At 49.3% G+C, this 1,417-nt stretch carries 1 protein-coding gene; it reads right to left on the bottom strand.

Annotated features, from left to right (window positions below):
- Positions 1 to 80: 80 nt before the first annotated feature.
- Positions 81 to 1,328, bottom strand: a complete 1,248-nt coding sequence (istA, locus tag C7459_RS22790) for an IS21 family transposase (RefSeq protein ID WP_109691466.1) — start codon at positions 1,326 to 1,328, stop codon at positions 81 to 83.
- Between the last annotated feature and the right edge of the window lie 89 nt (positions 1,329 to 1,417).

The raw sequence follows: 1,417 nt of genomic DNA, 5'->3' as shown, positions 1-1,417 counted from the left end.
TTCCGCATGAGCATGGAGGGTTTCGGGAATCCGTACCCATCCGAACTGTTGAAAGGCAGCTTGCAGGCGCTCTTGAATGATCATGAGCGCGTCACCTCCTCTTCCGTGAACTGTTCATACACGGCAAGGGGGCGTACGACCACTTCGGGTATTGGTGAAGAGGGCATAAGTCGCGGTGTTGGTTGGGGAACCGGTTTTGCGACAGTGTCTTTTCGGATGCCTTCGAAGTGGTTTTTATGTTGCACAATTTCCCGTTGTCCAGAGGACTTTCGGTGTTCAGATATGATCTTGTTTTCGTAGTGGATTTGAATGCCGCCGCGACGATCATCCTTCACATGAACGAGGTGACCGACGAACCGAATCGGTACGGAGTAGCGGTTTCCTTCGTAGGAGACAAGTGAGTCTGACGACACTTTACGAACATGAAAGTCCACGCGATCAAAATGCTCTGACACCAATGGCTTCAATTGTTCCTGAGCGAAAAGGTCAATGGGTCGCTTCTGAGTGGTTCCGTGCAGGCGAACATTTGCAATGGCGTTTAACCAGAGAAGAGTTTGTTCGTTCAGATTCTGAAGATCTGTAAACGTCTGCACTCGTGGCCAGAAGTTTTTGCGTACGTAACCCACTCCATTTTCCACCTTTCCTTTTGTGCGAGCCCGATAGGGACGGCAACGACGGAGGAGAAAACCATGATGTGAAGCGAAGCGAGCGAAACGCTCATTCCAAACTACTTCGCCTTGGTCGTCTGTACCCGCGACAACGGTTTTCATATTGTCATAGAGGCAGGTTTCCGTAATGCCACCGAAATAGTTCATTGCTCGTTCGTGACATCCCATGAGGGTCTCAAGCCGCTGATCTTCTGTAAACTCCACATAGAGCATTCGAGAGTAGCCCAGAACCATGACAAATGCGTAGAGTCTCTTTTTCTTGCCGCTCCAATCAACTCGAAACTCGCCCCAATCCACTTGAGCCTGTCGGCCGGGCTGTGTTTCGAATCTTACTGTTGCCTTCGAGGAAACTTGGGGTCTTAAAGGTCTCATGAAGTCTCGCAGGATCGTGATTCCGCCCGTATAACCAGCAGCTCGAATCTCGTCAAAAATCACAACCGCGTTTAAACAACCTTCTTCCATCCGCTGACGCACATACGCTTTGAATGGCGCGAGCTTTTCAGGCTTGTCTACGGTACGTCGGTACGTGTCCGGATAATCCTCACATAACCATCTTCGGATTGTCTTGCGGTCTCGACCTAGTTCTTTTGCTATGGCAGTGATGCTCATGCCACGCTGTTTCATCTCTTTGATCACAAAAAACTCCCCATTCTTGACCATGAAATCTCTCTCCTCTCGGAGAGACTATTCGTTGGAAGTGGGGAATTTTCAACCGTTTATATTGGAGATTTTACAACCGTTGTCCACAC

The organism is Tumebacillus permanentifrigoris, assembly GCF_003148565.1.
GTDB classification, from domain to species: domain Bacteria; phylum Bacillota; class Bacilli; order Tumebacillales; family Tumebacillaceae; genus Tumebacillus; species Tumebacillus permanentifrigoris.
This window is presented reverse-complemented; position numbering and strand designations above follow the sequence as displayed.

Bases quoted from the DNA above. Each gene is read 5' to 3' on its own strand.
- istA (WP_109691466.1), bottom strand. From the start codon at position 1,328: ATGGTCAAGAATGGGGAGTTTTTTGTGATCAAAGAGATGAAACAGCGT.